This window comes from Paenibacillus rhizoplanae (assembly GCF_042684125.1).
GTDB lineage: Bacteria > Bacillota > Bacilli > Paenibacillales > Paenibacillaceae > Paenibacillus_AQ > Paenibacillus_AQ rhizoplanae.
In genome coordinates this window covers 84,013-100,915 of the sequence record NZ_JBHUKY010000003.1, presented here as the reverse complement: position 1 = coordinate 100,915, position 16,903 = coordinate 84,013, and the positions used below count along the sequence as shown (strand labels likewise).

At 54.4% G+C, this 16,903-nt stretch carries 11 protein-coding genes; 3 read left to right on the top strand and 8 right to left on the bottom strand.

From position 1 onward, the window contains the following. The first annotated feature begins 63 nt into the window (after window positions 1-63). Entirely contained in the window at window positions 64-933 is an 870-nt protein-coding gene (locus ACFSX3_RS00695; protein WP_209992441.1) for a helix-turn-helix domain-containing protein, read from the top strand. A 65-nt stretch (window positions 934-998) separates the two neighbouring features. Here the strand turns inward: ACFSX3_RS00695 and ACFSX3_RS00690 are convergent, their stop codons facing one another. Beyond that, the gene (locus ACFSX3_RS00690) at window positions 999-3,425 is read right to left on the bottom strand and encodes a glycoside hydrolase family 31 protein (protein WP_209992442.1); all 2,427 of its coding nucleotides are present in this window, start codon (window positions 3,423-3,425) and stop codon (window positions 999-1,001) included. Window positions 3,426-3,544: 119 nt separating this feature from the next. Between ACFSX3_RS00690 and ACFSX3_RS00685 the strand changes: the two genes are divergently transcribed. Then, window positions 3,545-4,438 carry a helix-turn-helix transcriptional regulator gene (locus ACFSX3_RS00685; protein ID WP_209992443.1) on the top strand — a complete coding sequence of 298 codons (894 nt, stop codon included), beginning with the start codon at window positions 3,545-3,547 and terminating at the stop codon, window positions 4,436-4,438. 109 nt (window positions 4,439-4,547) lie between these two features. Here ACFSX3_RS00685 and ACFSX3_RS00680 read toward each other — a convergent pair whose 3' ends face one another. Both ACFSX3_RS00680 and ACFSX3_RS00675 read right to left on the bottom strand, forming a co-directional pair. Next, on the bottom strand, window positions 4,548-5,975 hold the full coding sequence (locus ACFSX3_RS00680; protein ID WP_209992444.1) for a family 43 glycosylhydrolase: 1,428 nt from the start codon (window positions 5,973-5,975) through the stop codon (window positions 4,548-4,550). 71 nt (window positions 5,976-6,046) lie between these two features. Continuing rightward, window positions 6,047-7,864 (bottom strand): family 43 glycosylhydrolase, encoded by a 1,818-nt coding sequence (locus ACFSX3_RS00675; RefSeq protein ID WP_209992445.1) that lies wholly within the window; start codon window positions 7,862-7,864, stop codon window positions 6,047-6,049. Window positions 7,865-8,089: 225 nt separating this feature from the next. Between ACFSX3_RS00675 and ACFSX3_RS00670 the strand changes: the two genes are divergently transcribed. Beyond that, window positions 8,090-9,232, top strand: coding sequence for a glycosyl hydrolase family 8 (locus ACFSX3_RS00670; protein WP_209992446.1), 1,143 nt, complete (start codon window positions 8,090-8,092; stop codon window positions 9,230-9,232). 512 nt (window positions 9,233-9,744) lie between these two features. On the opposite strand, the gene ACFSX3_RS00665 is transcribed toward ACFSX3_RS00670, so the two are convergent. From ACFSX3_RS00665 to ACFSX3_RS00645, 5 genes are all read right to left on the bottom strand, one after another. Next, window positions 9,745-11,373: a response regulator transcription factor gene (locus ACFSX3_RS00665; protein ID WP_209992447.1), complete on the bottom strand. Its 1,629-nt coding sequence runs from the start codon at window positions 11,371-11,373 to the stop codon at window positions 9,745-9,747. Next, entirely contained in the window at window positions 11,351-13,138 is a 1,788-nt protein-coding gene (locus ACFSX3_RS00660) for a sensor histidine kinase (protein WP_209992504.1), read from the bottom strand. The genes ACFSX3_RS00665 and ACFSX3_RS00660 overlap by 23 nt, the downstream gene beginning before the upstream one ends. Window positions 13,139-13,198: 60 nt before the next feature. Further along, on the bottom strand, window positions 13,199-14,077 hold the full coding sequence (locus tag ACFSX3_RS00655) for a carbohydrate ABC transporter permease (protein WP_076074807.1): 879 nt from the start codon (window positions 14,075-14,077) through the stop codon (window positions 13,199-13,201). Between the two features lie 56 nt (window positions 14,078-14,133). Next, window positions 14,134-15,033, bottom strand: coding sequence for an ABC transporter permease (locus ACFSX3_RS00650; RefSeq protein ID WP_209992448.1), 900 nt, complete (start codon window positions 15,031-15,033; stop codon window positions 14,134-14,136). Between the two features lie 72 nt (window positions 15,034-15,105). After that, window positions 15,106-16,833: an extracellular solute-binding protein gene (locus ACFSX3_RS00645; RefSeq protein WP_209992449.1), complete on the bottom strand. Its 1,728-nt coding sequence runs from the start codon at window positions 16,831-16,833 to the stop codon at window positions 15,106-15,108. Window positions 16,834-16,903: the final 70 nt, after the last annotated feature.

The window sequence follows — 16,903 nt, the reverse complement described above, 5'->3', positions numbered from 1 at the left end:
TCTATACCTTATTTTGATATGATGTGGGTAAGAATGAAGAGATGTAACTCAGGGGGCGATTTCATGGAACCGATCCGCAGGCATTTTGACCATCAATTGCCGTTTACGCTGCTGCTGGACTATAAGGAAACGAAAAGCCCGCAGCGCGAGCTGCCCGACCACCAGCATGACTGGTACGAATTCATCTACGTATACGGCGGCAAAGGAAGCTTTTTCATCGATCAGACCTTTTATGAGATGCATCCAGGCGACATCATTGTCGTTCCCGGAAATACAGTGCACCGGGGATTCCCCGACAATGAGGAGCCGGTGACCTCCTCTGCCCTTTTTTTCAGCCCGGCTCTGATCCATAACCATACCTACAGTGAGTCTTATCCCTATCTGAAGCTGTTCGACGCTGCCAAGACAAACAAGCAGTATAAGTATACCCTGTCCCCTGAACATGCTGAAATTCTGCAAAATGATATCGATGCGATCCACCGGGAGCGCGAGCAGAATCAGCCGGACGGCGGGCAGGCGCTTACGCTGCTGCTTCATCTTACACTGCTGCATCTGAACCGCTACTGTCTACCGCAGGCCACCGAGCCGGTTGCTTCAAGTCCCTTGCTGCCGGAGTGGTTCCGTGAGGCGCTCAGCTATATCAACGATCATCTGGATCAGCCGCTGGAGCTAAGCTCCCTGGCTGCGCGGGCCTCGATCTCACCGGCCCATTTCAGCCGGGTCTTCAAGCAGCGTCTGGGCATGAATGTGACGGATTATATTGCGACGAAGCGGATTTTTGCCGCCAAGGACAGCCTGCTGCAATCAAGCTGTACCATCGAGCAGATTGCCATGGCCTGCGGCTTCGAGAGTATGCCCCATTTCTACCGTACGTTCAAAAGAATCACCAGCATGACACCCGCCGCCTACCGCAAGAGTAACAGAGCTTACTAGAGCTTCTCTATTCAGCTTACAAAACGTTCAAGTTGGTAACAAGTTGGTAACAATGAACCTCAGCCTCAGCTATGCAGGTCCTCTGCGCGGACGGTTAGAGCTTCCCCTTCATAAGTGACAATAACGCTTCCGGCATACCCGGCCAGCTCTACGGCAAATTGCCTTACCGCCTGCATTCCGGCATAGTCTCCGGCCCGCTTCCCGATAGTCAGGCTACGGTCCGCTTCACACCAGCTCAGCTCAATCATGGCATAGGAGCCGGTCTCATAATTATAATTATCGCCTTCATCTTCATACAAGGTGAAGACTGCATCCTTGCCGCCGTATACCTTGAGCCGGGTCACAGCCTCCGGCTGTTCATCCGTATACTGAACATCGGGGCCGAGCGGGACAACGGACCCGGCGCGGACATACAGGGGAAGCGTCTCCAGATCCGCTTTTGCTACAATCGTCACGCCGCCCTCCAGCCGTTCATCGCTCCAATAATCGTACCATTCGCCTTCAGGAAGGTAGACACTGCGTTGCTTAAGAACCCCCTCAAGTTCACGGGATCCGGGACCATAATACATGGCCTCCGTCACGGGAGCTACCATGAAGGCCGGACCGAACATGAACTGGTCGCTGATAGAATGAACCCGCACATCCTCCCGGTAGTCGAAGGCCAGTGCGCGGAACATGGTATAACTGCGGTGTGCCACAGCTCCGGCCAGGGAGTAGATGTATGGCATCAGCCTGTAACGGAGCTTCAGATAGTTCACCAGCGTGTCATACATCAGCTCACCCTCCTGGCCGAACTGCCATATCTCTCTCGGCGTATCCGTGCCATGCGAACGGAACATCGGCAGGAAGGCTCCGAGCTGGAACCAGCGGACATATAGCTCCCGGTAGCCCAGATCAGCAACACCCTCGTCATAATCCCCGCAACAGAACCATTGCTCCTTGTGATTCTTCACGAAGAACGCCCCGATATCCAGCGTCCAGTAAGGCGAACCAGTCACGCAAAAGTTAAGGCCGTCTGCAATCTGCTTTCTCAGCGTCTCCCAATTGGCGGCTATATCGCCTGACCATGTTATCGTGCCATAGCGGTGCTGCCCTGCGAACGCCGAACGTGTCAGATTGATTACCCGCTTCGCTGAGGTCGCTGCCCGCTGGCCTTCATAGATCCCTTTGGAGTGCTGCATGGAATAGGCATTAATCAAGCCCGGATCGAGGTAGCGCTTCGATTCTGCCGTATTAATCAGCAGCCGCTGCTCCGGCTCCGGCTTCACCGCCCCCTTCCAGTCCGCTTCGAACGGCTCGGTGCAATCGCACCACCAGGCATCAATCCCATGGGCGAACAGTCCTTCGTTGGCCTGCTTCCAGTACAGCGCACGAGCCTCCTCCGAGAAGGCATCATAAGTCGCCTGATTGCCGAGCAGGAAACCGCGTGCCTTCATCTCTTCATGATTCTCCCCGCCCGCGCCCATAATCGGCCAGATCGACACCATCAGCTTGGCGTTCATGGCGTGCAGGCTGTCCATCATTTGTGAGGGATCGGGGAAGCGTTCGGGATCGAAAGTCTTTTGCCCCCACAGATTGCCCGTCCAGGACTGCCAGTCGAGTACGATACAGTCGAGGGGAAGCGAACGTTCACGATACTCTTGTACGATGGCAAGGAGTTCCGCCTGGGAGACGTATCTTTCCTTGGACTGCACATACCCGAAGGACCACTTCGGCAGCATCGGCGCTTCTCCTGTCAGATAGCGGATTCCCGCCGTAATCTGATCGAATTCCGGACCATAAATGAAATAGTAATCCATCTCTTCATCCGCATCACTCCAGAGATACGAGCCAAAGTCATCGTCATGAAAAGTCATATAAGACCCCGAATCTACCAGAATCCCATAGCCGCGTGTAGACACCAGTACCGGTACAACCGCCTTCATATTCTGCTGATACAAATATTGCTGCCGTCCCCGGAGGTTCATCATCCCCTCTTCATGGGAGCCAAGTCCGTACAGGGCTTCGCTTTCCTGCCATTCGAATTCCAGCTTCGTGTGAAAAGCCTCCCGGTCCAGCCTCCGGTTAACCCCCTCCGCTCTGGCACGCAGACCATCTGCACCCTGCCCAGTCTCGACCGTGTCTGATGAGGCATCGAAGACTGTATGATAGACCTCTGTGCGCTCCAGGGTTTTGCCGCCTCTGGCTGGCTCCCGTGTCAGCAATGTGCCGTCCGCAGCTCTGTAGCTGAACGCACAGGTCTCTTTATCCACTTCAATCGTTAGCTGCCCCGTTGATATCTCCAGATGGCCGGGCAGTTCAGTCACATTGTACTCTACATTCTCTGCCGCTGGCCGGCTTACCACCATCAGACTCTCTTTGCCGCTCAGCTCGGCATTCAGCGTATAACGAATTCGGGCAATCCCCGGCGTACACCAGCCGATATGCATCATTCCCTCACTAGTCTCCAGCCTTACGCCAGCCTCGCCGGATTGAACAGTTATCAGTTTCACAATGGTTCCACCCTTCCTTATGACTTCTCTTGATGATAATGATATTATTATTGGTATCGGTTAATCTAGCATATATTTGCGCAATCTCAACACAATATGGCGATTTCGAGGAGGGAACCATGTACGAACACCGTTACAGGGAAAACAAGCTGCACGGCCAGCCGGAATTCCCGCTGCATATCTACCGGGTGGAGCATCAGGCAAGCGTGCATTCCATTCTTCCCGTGCATTGGCATAACGAAATGGAGATGATCTATCTGGCGGAAGGCCGCGCTACCTTCTATATTGAGAGCCGCGAGTTCGCCATCCAGGCAGGAGATGCCCTGATCGTTCATCCCGGTGAGCTTCATTCAGGCATGGACACCGCCATTGGCGGCACCTGTTATTATTCCATCGTGTTCAAAGGCTCCTGGCTGTCTTCGCCACAGCCTGACCGGGTACAGGAGCTGTTCCTGGACCCCGTCCTGCAAGGTACGGTCCGCCTTCCCGTTCTGTTATCTGCTGCAGACGCCGCCCACTCCCCCTTGCTTCAGCTGATCAGGGAGCTGCTCAGCCGCTATGAGCGTAAGCCCGGGGCTTATGAGATGAGCCTGAAGGCGCTCCTGCTGCTGTTCATCGCAGACAGCTATCAATACAGGCTGACCGGCTTGAACCCGGCGGCGGAGACCCGGCACGGCCGGGAATATAACCGGCAGATCCGGGAGGTGCTGAGCTATATGGAGGCGCATTCCCGCGACCGTCTGGAGCTGGATCAGCTTGCCGCCGTGGTAGCGCTGAGCCGCTCGCATTTCTGCAAGTTTTTCAAGGCTCAGACAGGGATGCGCCCGATGGAGTATCTGAACTATATCCGCATCAGCCAGGCGGCCAGTCTGCTCCGCAGCGGATCATACAATGTGCTGGAGGCTGCGCTGGAGTCAGGCTACCAGCATGTCAGCTATTTTTCCAAATGGTTCAAGCATTATATGAACATGACCCCCTCGGAGTACAAAGCCCGGTATTCTTCCGGCGTGTAGCTGCGGGCTCAGAGTGTGCGCACCATGATATGAACAACAAGACAGCAGCACCGGGAAAACGCTTCCTGGTACTGCTGTCTGTATTATTCTTCGACTAAGTGCGCATGGTCTATTCCAGCTTAAACGATGCAAACTGGGCGCCGCCGCCTCCGGTATACGTGAAATACAAGGCCTGAACGCCGTCCGGAATCGCCACTTCCGCAGCATATTCTTTCCAGACATTCGTGAAGCCTACCGGAATAGAAGCAAGCGCAGGCCCGTCCCAAGCCGTCTTCACCTGGAACTCCCCATGGCAATATCCCCGCACCTTGATGGAGACCCGGCTAACCCCCTTGCAGTCAAAATACTTGAACCCGGCGGTCGCCGACTCCGTCATATTGGCAATATAGCCAACCTCTTCATCGCCGTCTCCGCCGTCCTGGGTAATTTTCGGGAACCGGCTGTCCATCCAGGCCCCCACCTTGCCAAAGCCTCCGGTATACATCTCCTGATCCTTGGTGAACAAATGACAGGCCAGGTAAGCGGGATATTCTCCACGTCCCTCCAGCGGGCCGCCGTTCGGGCCGGAGGTTGTAATCTCCACCTGCGGGATGGTGCCGTCTTCATGGAACGTAATCGGCTCGATGCAGCCCTGGCGCGAGAACGCGGTCCCGTTGGTATGCCGGTGATAGAAGATATACCACGCTCCATTAACCTCCACGATGCTGCCGTGGTTATTGCCGCCGTAATACATCGTCTGGTCCGCAGGCTTATACGTATCGATATGCAGATCACAGTTGCTCACAATGACTCCCTGGTACACGAAATCCCGGGTAGGATGGCTGCTGGTGGCATAACACAGCTCATGCATGGAGATGGAGGAATAGATCAGGTAGTAGATATCCCCTCTTTTGCGGATGGAAGGGGCCTCGAAGAACTCATAGCCCTCGAAGCCGGTTCCCTGGCTGTAAGGCTGGCTCGGTGCAACGAACACAGGCTCTTCAATAATCGTAAGCATATCGGGACCCAGTACGGTAGCCATCGCGCCGTGTCTGGACTTGTCGCCGTATCCGCAGAAGCCGGTATACAGGTAAGTGGTGTCTCCTTCGGTTAATACCCCCGGGTCAAACTGAGGCTCATCGCCTTCCCGTTCGCCCAGACGCGTGCCGTCCCCGTAGGTGACATAGCCGTAGAATTCATATTTGCCGCCCGGCTTATCGCAGACCGCTACCGATACGACAGAAACCTTGTCCAGTACATAGTAGAGATAGTAGCGCCCGTCCGGTCCCTGCGTCACATCCGGTGCATAGAGACACATGCTGCCTTCCGGGTTGAGCGGGTCATCTGTCGTCTTGTAGATCACCCCTTCATACTGCCAATCTCCCAGATTGTCCTCCGGCGCTGACCAGCAGACATAGTCGTTCAGACAGAAGGCGTGTCCGTTGAACCGGTCATGCGAGCCATAGACATATACTCTTCCTTCAAAAACATATGGTTCCGCATCCGGCACATACTCCCAGGAAGGCAGATAGGGGTTAAATCCTTGTTGTTGTGTCATTCTAACATCCTCCATTTGTTATATAGATTGTCGTTGTTAATGTTTCATTGTGGGATTCTTGTGACTCCAGACTAAGCAAGCACCGTCACCTGTATCGTGCAGTCGGCGTAATCCGGGTGTACATCCCTCTCCCCGGCCACATCGAGCAGAGGGACGCCATTACTGTTGTAATGGACTCTGTGAATCGCCGAGCATCTCGTTCCATGCTTCACCAGCTGCTCTTCCCCGTGGTAGAGGACTAGCGTAGTACCGTCTGTATCCTGGAAAAAGGAATTATGCCCCGGGCCGTACACCCCGTCCAGTGAATAATAAGAAAGTGCCGGCGTGCCCGCCTTGCTCCAGGCACCGGCATCCAGAACATTGCCGCCCCGTGGGATGCTTAACCAGCCCACCGCGTAGGTATATCCCGTTGCCGCACCGCCGGAATAGGCAATATACACGGTATCTTCCGTAAGGAGCGGATACGGGCCTTCGTTATTGATCGTGCCCTGAACATTCTCCCAGCCGAGCAGCGGACGCGACAGCAGCACCGGCTCACTGGTTAATACCGCCGGGTTCGCTTCATCTACAGTGGCGATATACAGCATGGAGCCGGTATCCAGCGGCGTTCCGATCCCTTTACGGTAAGACCAGACTACACAGGAGGTACCGTCTGCCTTGAAATAAGTCATATCCAGCGTAATGCCGTCTTCGGCCAAAGGAGTACCGTCCATCCGCTTCACCCGGACCGGCGTGCTCCAATCCCCGGCCTTCATAATATCGCCGCCGGGATTCAGCTTCATCAGATGACATTGCGGTCCCCATACCTTGCCGCCAACGGCGAACAGGATGTATAGCTCCCCGCCAATGATATGGAATTCCGGCGCCCAGAAGGTCTGGATGAAGTTCAGCTCCTCATTCAGGTCCAGTATAACGGCTTCCTGGAAGCCGGGAACGAATAAGTCCTGCAAGGTATCTGCCACGCGGACATAGATGCCGATATTATTGACATTGTCATTGGTAGCCAGGAAGTAATACCTGCCGTTCCAGGGAAGAATCACCGGGTCTGCATAGCCGCTTGCTAACGGGAACGGCAAGTCATAAGTGACTACTTTTCCATGTATGGTATGTGTTCCTGGCAAGGTGAAATCAATCCCTGCGGTATCCCAGACCACCCGCTTATCGGCAGTGGAGCCGTCAGAATATAGCGCTGTGGCTCTGAGCTTTGTCAATTCATCGGCAGAGTGGACACTGACCTGCTCTGCCACTCGAATACAGGTGTTGTGTACTGGAGTCCAGGCTGCCTGTACCTTGCGGCCGGCGGGAGCGTCCACTGTCAGCACATTCCCCGGACGGGTTCCGGGCAGCGGCTGAGCGGGCCGCTCTGCCGCGAAGGCTTCCGCAGGCTCCGGCGGCGAGATCCCTTCCGGCTTCCGCAAGTCGGCCAACCGGTTCACATAATAGCTGCCGTCGTTGTCCTGCCAGCGGATCTCGTATCCGCCGGTGCTGTCCAGTGCGCAGACGGCTTCTTTTACATAGAGGTCCTTGTGCAGCCGGAGCAGCCGCTGGTCTTCGAAGGTCACCAGATCCGGCGAGGTCCACAGCAGAATCTGCCCCCTGCTCTCCCCATCATCCTCCCCCGAGGCGTCAACCCTTACGGCAATCATCCCGAAAGCACCGTCCTGTGTGCGGAATAGATAGGGATTTTTGAGTCCTTTTTCATGAATCACACTCTTCTCATCCACGGTTGCCACGGCAAATAGTATGCCATAGTTCCGGTTCAGCGGCTGAAATTCGTTATGGTCATCTGTGCAGGCCATGTGAACACTGTTGCTGAGAGATCCGGTGTAATCTTGGTTCGGTATGCGCGTGTAGACTGTAAGCTTCATTAGCTCTGAGACCTCATTCATAGCTCAATCACCCTAACCTTTTTATTCAACTTGCAGTATGTCCCTACCAGTATAGAGAAGCTTTTGGCGTGAAGTCCATGACATATAGACACCTAAGATTGATCTATCCTTAGATTATGGTCCACAGCCGGAATCGTCTATAAAATATCTGGAAAACGCTTTAATCTCTATACCGCCGCTTATGATATACTTGGGCAAAATAAAATTCACCTGGAGGATGTTATGATGAATACTACAGAGGGCTCTTTTTATACAGGAGAGTACAGAAATTTGTTTCTTGAAAACGGACTGCGTCCGGAGGCAATTCAGCAGCGGCTGGAAGATACCTGGAACGAAATGTTCTACGGTGCCCCTGATGTCCGGCTCTATCATACTATGGATGATGATAAGGGTTATATCGTAGATACAGGCAATACCGATGTGCGCACAGAGGGCATGTCGTACGGGATGATGATGGCGGTTCAGATGGATAAAAAGGAGGAGTTCGACCGGCTCTGGAATTTCGCCAAAGTCTTCATGCAGCATACGGAGGGCCGTTATAAGGATTATTTCGCCTGGCAATGCAAGTTGGACGGTACACGGTTGTCTCCCGGCCCTGCGCCGGATGGAGAAGAGTTCTTCGCGATGGCCCTGTTCTTCGCTTCCAGCCGCTGGGGCGACGGTGCCGCGCCATTCAATTATTCTGAGCAGGCCAGAATCATTCTCCGCGCCTGTGTGCACAAGGGAGAAGACGGGGAAGGCGATCCGATGTGGGACCCCGAGACCCGGCTGATCAAGTTCATCCCGGAGACTCCGTTCAGCGATCCCTCCTATCATTTGCCGCATTTCTATGATCTGTTCGCGCTGCAGGCGGATGAAGCTGACCGGGCGTTCTGGAAGGATGCTGCTGCCCGGAGTCGGGATTACCTGCACCTGGCCTGCCACCCGGTTACCGGACTGTCCCCGGAATATGCCAACTATGACGGGACTCCGGTGGAACCCCAGCCGCATGGCGACTTCCGCCACTTCTTCAGCGATGCCTACCGTGTCGCCGCCAACATTGGGTTAGATTATGAATGGTTCCGCTGCGATCCTTGGCAGGTAGAGCAGTCGAACCGGATTCAGGCTTTCTTCCGCGATATCGATCCGGCTGATTACCGGCGGTATACCATTGACGGTCAGCCGTTTGACGAGCTGTCCCTGCATCCGGTCGGCCTGCTGTCCACTCTGGCAATGGCCTCGCTCGCTGCCGACGGGCCGGATGCCGGGCGCTTCGTCAAACTGTTCTGGAACACCCCGCTGCGCACCGGAGAACGGCGGTATTACGACAACTGCCTGTATTTCTTCACCATGCTGGCGCTAAGCGGGAATTATCGGATTTACTTATAAGAGATAGGGGCACTTGTGCTCCTCATTCGCTCATCTAGCCGCTTTCTGTTGATATCAGGTGCACTTCTGCACCTCATTTGTTCATTTAGCAGCCTTCTGCTGAAATCAGGGGCACTTCTGCTCCTGATTTGTTCATTTAGCCAACTTCTGCTGAAATCAGGGGCACTTGTGCTCCTCGTTACTCTAATACCATCCCTTTCATTTCCCCATCCAACCGACTTTTGGCTGCATTAATGGGATTTATCCCTTTCTTTTCCCCATCCAGCCGACTTTTGGCTGCATTAATGGGATTTATCCCTTTCTTTTGCCCATCCAGCCGACTTTTGGCTGTATTAATGGGATTTATCCCTTTCTTTTCCCCGTCCGGCCGACTTTTGGCTGCATTAATGGGATTTATCCCTTTCTTTTACTCTCCTCAACGAATAATCGCTCCCCCGGACGATGGAGGCAACGCCATCCATCCCGAAGGAGCGATTATTTCTTCCCCAATTCCCCCTATTCGTTCCCACCATTCAACCCCCAACCACATCCGCACGGTATTCCTGCGGCGTGGTTCCGGTCCATTTTTTGAATACCCGGGTGAAGGATTGCGGGGTGACGTAACCGATTAACGAGCCAACCTCCGCGACCTTGAGCTCCCCTCTGCGCAGCAGGTCCTTAGCCTGGCGGATGCGCAACTCCTCGATATACTCGGACAGATTGATGCCCCGTTCCTGCTTGAACAGGCGGGACAGATAGGAGGGATTGAAGTGGATCACATCGGCCAGCCGCACGAGCGACAGGTCCTGGTCGAGATTCTCTTCTATATATAAGCAGATCCGGTCGATGACACCGGCTGCCCGCTTCTGCTCCCCGCTCTTCCTGACAGAGAACAGCATCTCTGCTGTATCCCGCAGATAGCGGAAGGCTTCTCCCCAAGTCCGGTGAGACTCAAGCTGCATCAACCCGCTTCCCCCGGTCTCCTCGTCCGCTTCCCATCTGTTCATGTACGACATGAGCATGAGGGCAATTGTGTAATACAGCTCGGTGAGATACGGATTGCACCTTCCCGGGTCCTGCCCGGCCGGTTCAGCCATCTCCTTGAACAACCGGAGGAACTCCTCCTTGCGGCCCGCCTCCAGATGCGCAGCCAGGGTCTCCACCTTGTCACGCAGGAAGCGATCACGCAAGGTATCAGGCACCGCCGCTTCATTCAGCTGCACCTTCTGCACCATCCGCTCCCCGTCCCCGGCCCGGTAATGCTGAACCTGCCTCGCCTTATCGTACACCACTGGAAGCCTGGACCACGCGGACTCCTCCGCACTGAGGGTGATGGCAATCCCGATCTCCAGCGATTCCCGGCAGGACTGCTGAATCAGCTCGAAGGTGCCTTCCAGGAATTTAATCATCTGCTCCCAAGCCTCCGGCTGCGTAGCCTCTCCCGTCCCGTCCGGCTGAATTAGCCAGATCAGGTCACCGTACCGGTCGATGACCCCGAGGCTGACCGTCCGCTCCTTCAGCAGCTTCTCCGACAGGAACTTGACCGCAAGCGCCGTCTCCCGGCGGTCCATATACGTGCGCGAGGATTCAGGATCACTGATGCTGCCCAGTGCGATCAGCACCGGCCGCGAAGCATCCAGCGGAATATTCAGACGGACGAAGTCCCCGGCCATATCCTGATCCGCCTTGACGCTGTGAATGAGGTGGCGGAAATAATCGCCCTGCGCCAAGGTCTCCAGCGTGTTAAGCTGCTCCTTTGATTCACGAATCAGATCATTGACCTGCATGGTGTCGTTCAGCTCCTGTAGCGCACGCATCACCGCTTCAATCAGCTTCGGATAACCTTCATTCTTGAGCACATACTGGACGCCCGGAGCCTGAATCGCCTGGTAGACATAATTGAAGTCGCTGTGTCCGGTCAGGAAGACGATTTTGCATTGCGGCCAGCTCCGGCGGATATGCTCCATTAGCTCCAGCCCGTCCATCTCGGGCATGCAGATATCAGACAGGACAATATCCACCCGGGTCCGGTGCAGCAGATTTAGCGCTTCACGGCCCGAGTAGGCCTTGTAGATGTCCAGCTCAAGCTCCATTTTGCCGAAAATTACCGCCAGTCCATCTGTGATAATCTCTTCATCATCAACGATAAGCATCCTGTACATCAGCATTCTCACCTCCAGCTCTAAGCAGGATGGTTACCCTTAGTCCGCCCAGCTCACTCCGGTCCGCCAGCAAGCCGCTCTCTTCCCCGAAGGTAATGCGGATGCGCCGGTGAATGTTCACAAGGCCCGTGGTCTCCGCCTGCTCCTGATAGACAGTAAGGGACTCTTTCAATTGCTCTAGCGTATCATCGCTCAGCCGGTCCCCGTTATCCTCGACGATAATGCGGATGTCCGGACCTTCCTGCGCGAAGCGGACAATGATCAGGCCCTCCATGGCTTTCTTTTCCAGGCTGTGCTTGAACGCGTTCTCAATAATAGGCTGCACGATCAGCCGCGGAACTTGCACCTTCTTCAGTTCCTCCGACAAGGCATCGAACCGGACACCAATTCTGCGGGAGAAGCGCATGGCCTGAATCTCTGTATACATTCTTGCATGGTGAATCTCCTGCTCCAATGACACCAGATCGGAAGCGTTCCGCGTGACAAACTGGAAGTATTCGCCGAGCATCGTAGTAAGCTGTTCGATCCGCTCGGTATCGCCGGTCTTCGCCATCGTGTTCAGAATGAAGAAGCTGTTATACAGAAAATGCGGGTTAATCTGTGACTGCAATTGCTTCAGCTCTGCCCGCTGGGCCATAATCTTCTGCTTGTACACCTGATCGATCAGGGAATGCAGATTGCTCACCATCTGGTTGAAGCGGCTGTACAGATAACGGAATTCATCCTTCGACTCATGCTGGATATGAATATCCAGATCGCCCTGCTCCATTCTCCGGAAGCTCTTCACCAGCGTCAGCATCGGTTTATGAATGAACTTGTAGGTCGACAGTGCAAAAGCAATGATGATGGCAAGCGCAGCCACACCAAACACCCAGGCCCAGGTATAGAATTTGCTCAGCGGATTCTTGATAATGTCCTCCGGGATGATCCGGTAGATGGACAAGCCAAGCTCCTGTGAGCCGGTCTGGACGATATAATAAGGAGCACCTGCGATCCTCAGCCTCTCCCCGGAGGCCACCGTGCGGATATCCCGGGCATACTGGGACGGTTCCGCAAGCGCCAGCTCGCCGGTCATGCTGTAGAGCGCGAATCTTGCACTATCGGAGAGCAATAGCGTTCCACTGCCGGGATACGTATTGAATTGGCCCAGCGCCGCCCGCAGCTCCTGAGTATCCAGCTCAATCTCTACCGTCAGCAGCGGCTCCGCTCCCTTGATGCCCCGCTGCTTCATCGCACTAAGGTACAGGCCGCCATCCCACTCAATCACCTGGGAACGGCGGTCCCCGAAGACCGAGCGGATCTCGCGGAAGCGCTTCAGTTCAATCTCACGCACGCCGCCGACCGACGAGATAGTCCGGCCTATAGTCATGATATGAACCCTGACGTCCTTGATATACGTGCTGCTGTTCTGCACGATGAATAGCCGCTTCATCAGCGAATTCAGATTCTCCGTCCGGTCAATGGTCGGCAGCGTTTCCCAGGTCAGGGCCAGCTTGTTCAGATCCTCATCCTCCAGCAGACTGTATTGCAGCAGCTTCATCCGCTCGATCTCATTCTCCATATCATTTAAGTAAAAGACGGTCTGGGCGCTGGCCGAGCTTCGGATATCGCTGCTGGCCGTTTGCATAATCCATTGATACAGATAAGCGGCGAAGACAAGAATAGGCAGCATAATGAGCAGAAAGGTCACAATCAGCCGCAGAAATATCGTATTGCGCAGTGAGTAATCCTTTTTGAACAATAATCCCAGGCCCCCAGCAATCATTTTCACCATTATAGCCTGAATCCGGGGAGAGCCGCAGGCTTATGCATAACCTCCGGGAGGTTAACCTTTGACACTGCCGAGTACAATCCCCTTCACGAAATATTTCTGCAGGAACGGATAAGCCAGAATAATCGGCAGGGAGCCGAGGAAGATCTGGGAAGACTTCAGCGTCCGGTCCGAGATCAGCGCCAGATCAAGCATGGCATCACGCGACATATTCGACAGGTTCTGCTGGATCACAATCGTCTGAATATAACTTTGCAGCGGATAGTTGGCCGGATTGCCCATGAGCAGCAGGCCGTCGAACCAGCTGTTCCAGTGCTCCACCATTGAGAATAAGGCCAGAGTAGCCAGCGCCGGCTTGGAGATCGGCACGAAGATGGACCAGACCGTCCGGAAGTGGCCGGCCCCGTCAATCAGCGCCGCCTCTTCCAGCTCCTTCGGAATCTCCCGGAAGAAGTTAAGCAGCAGCACTACGCTGAACACAGGAACTGCGCCGGGCAATACCAGTGCCCAGATGGAATCCAGCAGGCCATACTCCTTGAGCGTGGTATACCAGGGAATCAGCCCGCCGTTGAACAGCATCGTGACGAAGAAGGCCCAGGCATAGACGCTGCGGAACCGCAGAGCGTGCGATTCCTTGGACAGCGGGTAGGCCACGAGGATCGTTAACAGAAGATTCAGCGGCGTGCCGATTCCGATCCGCGTCAGGGAGACAAGCATCGACTGCCAGAATTCAGTCCGGCTCATCGTATACATATACGAGGCGAATGTGAAGTCTACCGGCCAGAGTCTGACATACCCTGCGGAAGCCGCCGCGCTGGAGCTGAAAGACACCGCTATAATATGAATGAGCGGCAGGATACAGAGCAGTGAGACCAGAATCAGAACGGTTGCGTTCAATACCGCAATCCCGTCAAAGCGTTTTTTGGGGCGAATGGGAGTCCATTCCTCCGGTTTGGGCGTTAGCTGTTGCTCCAAGGGTACTCCCTCCTCTAGAAGATCCGGTATTTGGCAAAACGGTAAGCCAGGAAATACGAGCTGGATATTAAGGTTAGCGATATGATCGATTTAAAGAAGCCGACGGCAGTCGCTACGCCGTATTGGGCGTCCAAAAGACCGATCCGGTAGACGAAGGTATCCAGGATATCCCCGCTCTCGTAGACCTGCGGACTGTACAGATTGAAGACCTGATCGAAGCCCGCATTCAGCAGTTGTCCCAGACTGAGTACCGACAGCAGGACGATGACCATACGTATGCCCGGAATGGTAATATGCCAGGTCTTGTGCCAGCGGTTAGCACCGTCAATGGTAGCCGCTTCATACAATCCGGGATCAATGCCCGTTATAGCCGCCAGATATACAATCGTGCCGTAGCCGAAGTTCTTCCACACATCCGAGGCAATCAGCGTGAAGGGGAACCAGTCATTGTCGCCGAGGAAAAAGATCTTGGAGACGCCGAACCATCCCAGGAATTCATTCACAATCCCGCCCGATGGAGACAGAATATCAATCAAGATGCCGCCAAGCACAACCCAGGACAAGAAATACGGCAGATAAATCGCTGTCTGCACGGACCGTTTAATCACATTACTGGCCAGCTCGTTCAGCAGAATTGCGAACACCAGCGGAATAATGAGGCCCAGAATCAGCTTGAGACTCGAAATAAACAGCGTATTCCACAGCACCTGTGTGAAGCTTGGCAGGTTCATCACATATTCGAAGTTATCCAGGCCCACCCACTTCTGATCCCCGAACAAGCCCTTGGCAGGGATGAATTTCTGGAACGCGATCATGACACCGGCCATGGGGACGTAGGAGAACAGAATGATCATCACCAGTCCCGGCAAAAGCATCAAATGAAGCGGCAGTTCTTTTCGCAGTTTTGCTCTCATCGTTATCCTCCACATCTGCAGGGCAAGAATGGAATGGAGGAAGAAAAGGTCGTTTTCTTCCTCCAAGGCGCCTTATTTCTTAGTCGCTGCGTACCATTCGTTGACCTCTTGCGTAATTTGATCGCCGCCCAGCTTCTTCCAGTCCTTCACAAACTGGTCGAACTTGTCGATAGGATCACCTAGAATGATTTTGACAAACATTTCATTCTGCTGCTTTTCAAGCGTCGTTTTGCGCTCGACCATGGTCGGTGTCGGAGCGCCGACGAATTTCTCCTGCAGGAACTGGTCATTCTTGATGTACTGGTCGGCTATTCCCATGGAGCCTTGCTCGCCATAGATCCGCTCCCAGCCCCATAGAGAGAAGCCTTCCGTTGAACCTGAAGCATAGGACTCCAGCTTCCCTTGGATCGTCTTGGCTTCGCCTTTCAGGGTAGAGAAATCACCTGCCTTGCGGGCAGCATCAATCTCACGGAAGGCGTCTACGTTCTTCGTTACCGGATACGGTGTAACCGGGGACAGCTGCCAGACACTCTCCGCTTCAGGCGGTGCATAGTACTTATCGAATTCGGCCGTCTCGCCCCAGTTCTTCTCCACATGCAGATTGAACATTTTGATTACAGCTTCAGGGTTCGTGGCTCCTTTCTTGACCGCGAAGAAACGGGTGGTGCTGAATTTGAGCGGCACCTTCGGCGTATCGCCCGATTCCGAGACAATCGGGAAGGCCTGCCATTGCGCCTTGGGATCATTGTCACGGTTAAGCTGCAGCGGCCAGATGGAATTCCATTGCTCTCCGTACTCCATCCCGATCTTGCCTGCGGAGATCATCTCGGAGACCTTGCCGCCGTCCTTGACCCCGAACTCCTGGTCGAGCTGTCCCTTCTTGGCCATATCCTGGAGCACTTGGAGCGCTTGCTTCACTTCAGGCTGAATGCTGCCATAGACCAGCTTGCCGCTGCCGTCATCCACCCAGATATTCGGGTAAGCGTTGTACCCGGCCATGAAGCCTTCCAGCCCCATTGCTCCTCCCCACAGATCCTTGGTGATGCCGAGTCCGATGGTATCCTTCTTGCCGTTCCCGTCCGGGTCCTTCTCCACGAAGGCTTCGGAGATCGCAAGCACATCCGCCATGGTCTTCGGCGGCTGGAGTCCCAGCTTCTCCAGCCAGTCGGTACGAATCCAGATGTACATCGACCGTTCAATGGAGGATTCCAGGCTTGGAATCGCCATTAGCTTCCCGTCGAAGGTCGCTGCGTCGAATACACTCGTCCCTTCCCCCGCGAGCACTTTTTTGGTGAACGGGGAGGCATACTTTTCATATAACGCCGTCATATCCTCAATCTGGTCAGAATCGGCCAATTGCTTGAGCTGTGTGGCGTTGACCGGAGTCACATCCGGCAAGTCGCCGGAGGCCAGGGTGACATTGATCTTCTGCAGATATTGATCCGAGGTCTGGCTGCCCTTCACAATCCAGTTATACTTGATCTTGATTCCGAGCTGATCCTCATACAACTTGGTCCAGCGGTTGTTATCAATCGTCTCATCCTTCAATACGCCAAGCACGTTATTCTCTACCACATCGCTCAGATCTCTGACGAACGATAGCTCAATCGGAGGATCGTATTTGCCGAGCGGACTCTCATCAACAGCTGCGCTTGGCTTCGGATCATTACCGGCTGCCGCTTCCTTGCCGCCGTTACCGGATTCCAGCTTGCCCGAGCAAGCGGACAACAGCAGTGCAGACAACAACAAGATGGACGTACTCTTCAGTAGACCCCGACCATTTCTTGTACCTTTGTTCATAGTCAACCCCCAGTTCAATTAGTGTTGATTGTATTTGGTTACGCTTTCATTATGGGGGAGACGCCTGTTT

Excerpts from the sequence above, each read along its gene's own strand:
- ACFSX3_RS00695 (WP_209992441.1), top strand. The coding sequence starts at position 64 with ATGGAACCGATCCGCAGGCATTTTGACCATCAATTGCCGTTTACGCTG.
- ACFSX3_RS00685 (WP_209992443.1), top strand. The coding sequence starts at position 3,545 with ATGTACGAACACCGTTACAGGGAAAACAAGCTGCACGGCCAGCCGGAA.
- ACFSX3_RS00680 (WP_209992444.1), bottom strand. The coding sequence starts at position 5,975 with ATGACACAACAACAAGGATTTAACCCCTATCTGCCTTCCTGGGAGTAT.
- ACFSX3_RS00675 (WP_209992445.1), bottom strand. The coding sequence starts at position 7,864 with ATGAATGAGGTCTCAGAGCTAATGAAGCTTACAGTCTACACGCGCATA.
- ACFSX3_RS00670 (WP_209992446.1), top strand. The coding sequence starts at position 8,090 with ATGAATACTACAGAGGGCTCTTTTTATACAGGAGAGTACAGAAATTTG.
- ACFSX3_RS00665 (WP_209992447.1), bottom strand. The coding sequence starts at position 11,373 with ATGTACAGGATGCTTATCGTTGATGATGAAGAGATTATCACAGATGGA.
- ACFSX3_RS00660 (WP_209992504.1), bottom strand. The coding sequence starts at position 13,138 with ATGATTGCTGGGGGCCTGGGATTATTGTTCAAAAAGGATTACTCACTG.
- ACFSX3_RS00650 (WP_209992448.1), bottom strand. The coding sequence starts at position 15,033 with ATGAGAGCAAAACTGCGAAAAGAACTGCCGCTTCATTTGATGCTTTTG.
- ACFSX3_RS00645 (WP_209992449.1), bottom strand. The coding sequence starts at position 16,833 with ATGAACAAAGGTACAAGAAATGGTCGGGGTCTACTGAAGAGTACGTCC.